Below are 6303 nucleotides of genomic sequence, written 5' to 3' on the forward strand. Positions count from 1 at the left end.
GTGGGGCGATGATTACTTCTACCTGGGGATTGGGACGATACAACTGACAGAACTTTTCAAGCCATGCTTCAGCTTCGGACATGGATTTATGGGCCTTCCAGTTTGCCAATACATATTTTGTCATAACTACCTCTCAATAAAGAATCCGGTGATGGCGGATTGGACGTCCATTAGGGACTCCTATGTTCAAACCTTGAAATCTGAACTGACGGCTTGATACTGTCGCCTATAGTCCTGATCAGACAATATCTTGTCATTTGTTACTTTTACACTGCGACTAACCATAGAATAGGAAAGCCCAATCAGATTACCGATTTCCTGGTTTGACAATTGGCCGGTTTTCCATAGCAAATAAATCAGTAAGTCTCGATTTTCTTTCTCAGCACCACGCAATCTTAATAAAATATCAATTTGTCAAGTTAGTTCAGGATTCAAGGTTTGACCCCGATAGTACTACAATCTCGAAAGGCGCTTTTGGGGATGGAAAGGGCAAAAAATGAAAACGAGAAAGCTAAATGGTATAGTAGGGCCATACAATATCGCAACGTTATCCTTGATATTATAGAAGCGTTGGGCATTACAACAGTTCCTTTGCCTTCAACAATGCCTGCTCCTTCAACCAAGCAAGAAGGGATTTAACGGTGAAGCTAACTCCAGAATCTATTAAAGCTTCTTTTGCTTTTTTCCATAAGGAATTATCACGCGCGGCATTTACAAACTCCTGCCCATCCCAAGTAAGATTAATTCCATCATATAGGTCTTCTTGCTGGAATTCATGGGTGACATTCTTAACCTCGATAAGCCCACCGTCTAAAAGGAGTCTTAAATGGTGTGTTATTTGTGATTCACTGTATCCTTCAATTGTTGGGGAACTAATACCGAAAGAACCTTCGCATGATTCAATTAACCGAAGAATTGTACGTATCAAATCCATATCTCGTTTCATTTTTTTCTCCTTTTCTATCAATGGATTAAGCCCCCCCCCGGTGAAAGGAGTCTTAATTTTATGGGATACAGGTGAATAGTTTCGCCAGCACATAGACTGCAAATAGTAGTAGCAATCTAATCAGTATCTTTTCAAGAACTTTTAATATTTTCATGGTCTTAGCTTTGTTAAAATTTTTTAGGAAATCATAGTGTATGCTAATGGTAACATCTGCGGCTTGACCGCAGCATGTTTTTGTTGGGTCATTAGATATAGCCTTATAATCTAAGCGTAAAGTTAAGAGGATAAGAGCGTTCCCGCTCTCCGCCTACTCCTGTTAACTTAAAAACATGACCCTGTTCTGTTCCCTCATGTTTTTCTTCTGTTATTTTCATAACAGTGGCTTAACTTTGCGTTCACATTTTTGGGGAAGAATCACCCCAACTTTGTTTTTATTTTATTCATTAATAAAAATCATGTTTTCTTGCCATTTCAACCTCACCTGATTGTTTCCTCCACCAAATAAATCGCTTTACCTTTTAAAGCCAGGTAATGGAGGCTATCTGTTGAGTCAAAAATAATCCTTCCTCCTCCGATAGTTATGATGGCATCATATTTCTTTCCCTCTTGTCCATCAACTACTACAAACCACCTATCGCCTAACCGAGCTGTATAAGCTACACGCTTACTGTCAGGGCTAAAAATTAGAGGGCTTTCGAGGACGCAATCGTATTTCTTTCTCTCTTGTCCATCAACTACTACTAATTTCTTTTCCCCTTCTTGAACCGCATAAGCCAGGCGTTTACTATCAGGGCTAAAAATTAGAGGGTCTCCAAGGATATCATCGTATTTTTTTCCCTCTTTACCATCAACTACCACAAACTCCTTATTACCTATTCGAGCCCAATATGCTATGCGCTTGCTGTCAGGGCTGAAAATGGGAGTGTTGTTGTAATCGTATTGCTTCTCCTCTTTCCCATTAACTACCACAAACCACTTAGGAACAACAACTTGAGCCAAATAGGCCACACGATTACTATCAGTGCTGAAAATAGGAAAGCCGATGCCATTGTATTGCTTCTCCTCTTGACCATCAACAACCACAAAGCACTTCTTATCGGCTGTCACAGCCGTATAAGCCACATGCTTACTGTCAGGGCTAAAAATAGGAGTGGTGATGTAATCGTATTGTTTCCCGTTTTTTCCATCAACTACAGCAAACCGCTTATCACCTGCTCGAGCCTCATAGGCAACACGCTTGCTGTCAGGGCTGAAAATGGGATCGTGAGAAATTTGGGGGCCAGTTCTGTAGAGGGGGGCGTGGATGTAATCGTATTGCTTCTCCTTTTTTCTATCAACTACTATAAGCCCCTTATCACCTATTTGGGCCTTATATGCCACACGCTTGCTATCAGGGCTGAAGATGGGAGACCCGATGTAATCGTATTGCTCCTCCTCTTTACCATCAACTACCATAAACCACCTATTGCTTAATCGAGCCTTATATGCCACACGCTTGCTGTCATAGCTGAAGATGGGAGACCCGATGTAATCGTATTGCTTCTCCTCTTTACCATCAACTACCACAAACCACCTATCGTCTAACATAGACGCATAAGCCACACGCTTGCTGTCAGGGCTGAAAATGAGAGGGCTTTCGAGGATGCCATCGTATTGCTTCTCCTCTTTACCATCAACTACCATAAACTCCTTCTTGTCTATATGAGCCACATAAGCCACACGCTTGCTGTTAGGGCTTATTTTAACACTTTTGTTAATCCATAAAGAAGGATCAATTTGAGCGATAAGTCTTTCAGAGATTACACTATTCGAACGTTCTTTTTCGGCATGGGCATGGGCGGCTATACCGATGTAAATAAGGGAAAAAGATACGAGTAACATTATGTTTTTCATGTGCATTTAATATACCTTCTTTTTGGTGTTGTCGGGACGAGTTTGCCTATCTCTGACATTAGAAAGAGTTCTGTATCATGTCCCCGTAATCCAATCTTTTATGTCAACATTTAAGATCCGACCTTCTTTTCTTCCCAGAGGACGCGTTCAACGGTGGTAATGGTCTTGATCCTATATTCCATTCCCACCTACTGAGTGTTCTTTTCGTTTTCAAGACAAATCAAGCTCCTCTTTGAGCAATATCCTTTGTTTTAGGTTTATCCGGAAAAGGAATGCTTGGAGTTGCAGAAGCGATTAACGCTGAGCTGTGGGGCGGCATGTTTTTCGCCGTCCCTACCAGCGACATGTTGGGTGTTTATATTTTCATAGCTAATTGCCAACAATTATTTTCAACTTTCCAGACGCTTCCTGCTTCATCAGTAAAAGCATAAAGCTTTCCTTGCTTGTATAATAATTTAAGATTTTTTTTAGTATCTTGATCAATAAACACTCGCCCAATTCTCTTTAATTCAACCGGTTTTGCATACCCTAACATATCATCATTTGTAATCCATTTTTCTCCTGTCATATCAATGTCAGCTACCAAGCCAACTGGGTCAGATAAATGATCGACACTGATTTCATAAATGTCTAATTTATAAACTGTTTCATCAATAGGTTTTGACAGAATGCACTGCCATACAGACGGACTAAAACACACCCTTGGAGTTTTGTCCTCCCCAAAACAATCAGTAGGGATTCGAGGGGAAATCTGACCTTTAGCAAAATCACTATTTCCTTCTACTATTTCTCTCAAATGATCATGTCCAGACAAATGATAATATTTCGGCATAATACTTTTTATTTACCCTAAAGGGCCGTTCTTATTGAGTAACACGAAACCACACAACACCAAGGGTTGCCAAACAAAAACCAAGGGCAATGAAGACATGTAACCCCCAGCCCCATAAAGCTGTGAAGCCTGATACCTTGCGCATCTCTAACCAGGTGGGTGGCAAGACATCCATGTCTGCCAGTCCGATTTGGTTCTCAAGCGTAACCTGTGCATTTCTTGCTTTTAAATAATTTATATGGCACTTCCAGAAGCAATAAACAGACCACAGGAAGAGCAGAACAAAAAAGAAGCTCAGTGTCAGTCTGGCCGAGGTCACGAAAGTGATCTTGCTTACAAGAATTCCTGCAATGACCGCGAAGTGAAAAGCAGATGTAAAGCCTAAAAGCCGAAGGGGCCAATCCCTTGATCGATTCATTTCGCCGGAGAGCATATCAAGAATGAACTTAGCGTAGTCTTTATTATACTTTTCTTCACTATACATTTTGCTATTCCATAGTTACCCAACAACAAGTTGAGCAGTTTTACCTGCTCCAACTTTTTGTTACATGCAAAGGAAGATTTTATGATGGATATATATCCGGCAAAAGACGGATTAGCTAATTTCTGTTGGTGGCTTAGTATCATCCTTGGTGTTTTGATGGGGCTCCGGTGGCTTTATGATTTTGTCTTGTATCTTTATTCTTAATTGTTGATACCACAAATAAAATAAACTAGGAGAATCCATTATCATCATACGCTCGAATAGTTGAATATGGGATTCAGATATTTTGCCCTGCATTTTCCAAGTCATGATTGATTGGATATTAAAGTGTGGCTCTGACAGTTGTATTTGTCGTATGCATTCAAGAAAAAGGCTTTCATTATATGCCTCACTTTTTGAGAGGTGTTCAAATATTTGTGTATTGAAATTATCTTTATGAGCTTCTTTATAAGCTTTTAGGGTAGTTTGGATAGTTGTAAAAGACAAAATCGCTACAGAATAAAGATACCATGCTTGGGTTCGAACAAAGCCTTTTAGTCTCTTTCTTTCAAAACCTTGATAAATAGCGAGGAGCACCCCAAAAACGCCTATTGCAAGAGAATAATCAAATGTCATTTTAATTACCACCTTATTATATTGATTTGGCATGTAACAAGTTATTATACAGTTTTGGATAGCTCCTCATTTGGGAGAAACCCCGGAAAGATTGAAAAAACTGTATTCTAAAATTAAAAGTCACTTACACGATATTTGGTGTCCTTTTATCAAATTAATTTAGAAATGTAAATAATCTATTGACAGATTTTTTGTAATTATATATTTTCATCCTTCCGTATAACATTCCATTTATTAACTCATATAGAAAGATAATTTTTTATGCTGCCTATCTCTCCTAAATTACTCGAACAATTTGAGAAATGCTTGCGGAATAGAAAAATACCGAACAATTTGCAATCATTTTATAAAAAATGGCTGCGTTATTATCTGGACTTTTGTGCAAAATATAATTTTCAACCTGAGCATAAAGACAGCCTTCCCCGATTTATCAGCAAGTTGCAGGAAAAGAAACAGACTAAAGAGCAACAAGACCAGTCTGCAATGGCGATAACTCTATATTATGAGATTGTTAAGGCAAATGACTCCTCAGAAAAAATATTCGAAACCCAATCAACAAATTCTCCTAAATATATTCCTTCTAAAAGCCATAAAGCTTTTTTAGTTCGTGAAGCTGTTAACAGACCAGCAAAGCAGGATAATAGCTTGCCCCATCATACCAGCGAAAGCCGGCATCCTGAAATTATAAACAATTCTGGATGCCGGATCGAGTCCGGTATGACGCTTTCGGGAGTTATTACGGAATCACCAACTATTAACGGTTCATTAAAAACCGTCAGCCAACCGGTAAATAAGTACGCTGTTCAAGCAATTGGCGCTTCATGGGTAAAGGAATACACCGGCCTGGAGAATGAAATCCGTGTGCGGCATTATTCTCCAAAAACTCTTGCAACCTATAAAGGATGGGCTCGGAAATTTCAGGCTTTTACAAAAAGCAAGAATCCCGAATTGCTTTCACCGGAAGATGTTAAAGAATTCTTAACGTTTTTGGCAGTTAAGCGGAATGTATCAGCCACCACACAAAATCAGGCTTTTAATGCGCTATTATTCTTTTACCGGCATATTCTCAAAAAGGAATTCGGAAAAATCGACGGGGTTGTGAGAGCAAAGAGAAAACCTTATATTCCGGTCGTGTTATCCCGTGAAGAGATTGACAGTATCCTGAGCTTGCTGGAAAAGCCGTATGCTCTTGTTGTAAAATTGCTTTATGGCTGCTGACTCCGTTTGTTTGAATGCCTGAATCTTCGCGTTCATTGTATGAATTTTGATGCGGGTATTTTAACGGTTCATGATGGAAAAGGACAAAAAGACAGAACAGTACCGCTTCCTGAAACAATAGTTCCGGAACTTCGAGAACATCTTGAAACAATAAAAGAGCTTCATAAAAAAGACATTGCCAAAAAATATGCCGGAGTTTTTTTAGTAAATGCATTAGAGGCAAAATACAAAAATGCAGCAAAGAGTTTTACATGGCAGTGGTTTTTCCCGGCAATACAATTAACCTATGAACAAAAGAGCGGGAAATACAGGCGA

General features: G+C 39.3%; 7 protein-coding genes and 1 pseudogene. 1 reads left to right on the plus strand and 7 read right to left on the minus strand.

The genetic code is table 11. The features are described from left to right. The 7 genes from KKC46_19470 to KKC46_19500 all read right to left on the minus strand — a co-directional run. On the minus strand, positions 1-124 hold a 124-nt coding region (locus KKC46_19470; GenBank protein ID MBU1055983.1), incomplete at its 3' end, for a triose-phosphate isomerase. A 62-nt stretch (positions 125-186) separates the two neighbouring features. After that, on the minus strand, positions 187-330 hold the full coding sequence (locus KKC46_19475) for a hypothetical protein (protein MBU1055984.1): 144 nt from the start codon (positions 328-330) through the stop codon (positions 187-189). A gap of 247 nt (positions 331-577) precedes the next feature. Continuing rightward, positions 578-946 carry a DUF2513 domain-containing protein gene (locus tag KKC46_19480; GenBank protein ID MBU1055985.1) on the minus strand — a complete coding sequence of 123 codons (369 nt, stop codon included), beginning with the start codon at positions 944-946 and terminating at the stop codon, positions 578-580. Between the two features lie 477 nt (positions 947-1423). Further along, positions 1424-2839 carry a hypothetical protein gene (locus tag KKC46_19485; protein ID MBU1055986.1) on the minus strand — a complete coding sequence of 472 codons (1416 nt, stop codon included), beginning with the start codon at positions 2837-2839 and terminating at the stop codon, positions 1424-1426. A 355-nt stretch (positions 2840-3194) separates the two neighbouring features. After that, positions 3195-3671, minus strand: coding sequence for a hypothetical protein (locus KKC46_19490; GenBank protein ID MBU1055987.1), 477 nt, complete (start codon positions 3669-3671; stop codon positions 3195-3197). 31 nt (positions 3672-3702) lie between these two features. Further along, entirely contained in the window at positions 3703-4155 is a 453-nt protein-coding gene (locus KKC46_19495) for a hypothetical protein (protein MBU1055988.1), read from the minus strand. A 111-nt stretch (positions 4156-4266) separates the two neighbouring features. Beyond that, a complete protein-coding gene (locus KKC46_19500; protein ID MBU1055989.1) occupies positions 4267-4770 on the minus strand; it encodes a hypothetical protein in 504 nt (167 codons plus the stop codon). Between the two features lie 483 nt (positions 4771-5253). On the opposite strand from KKC46_19500, the pseudogene KKC46_19505 reads away from it, so the two are divergent. Beyond that, a pseudogene (locus tag KKC46_19505) lies at positions 5254-6303 on the plus strand (phage integrase N-terminal SAM-like domain-containing protein).

Source organism: Pseudomonadota bacterium (assembly GCA_018817425.1).
Taxonomy (GTDB): Bacteria; Desulfobacterota; Desulfobacteria; order Desulfobacterales; family RPRI01; genus RPRI01.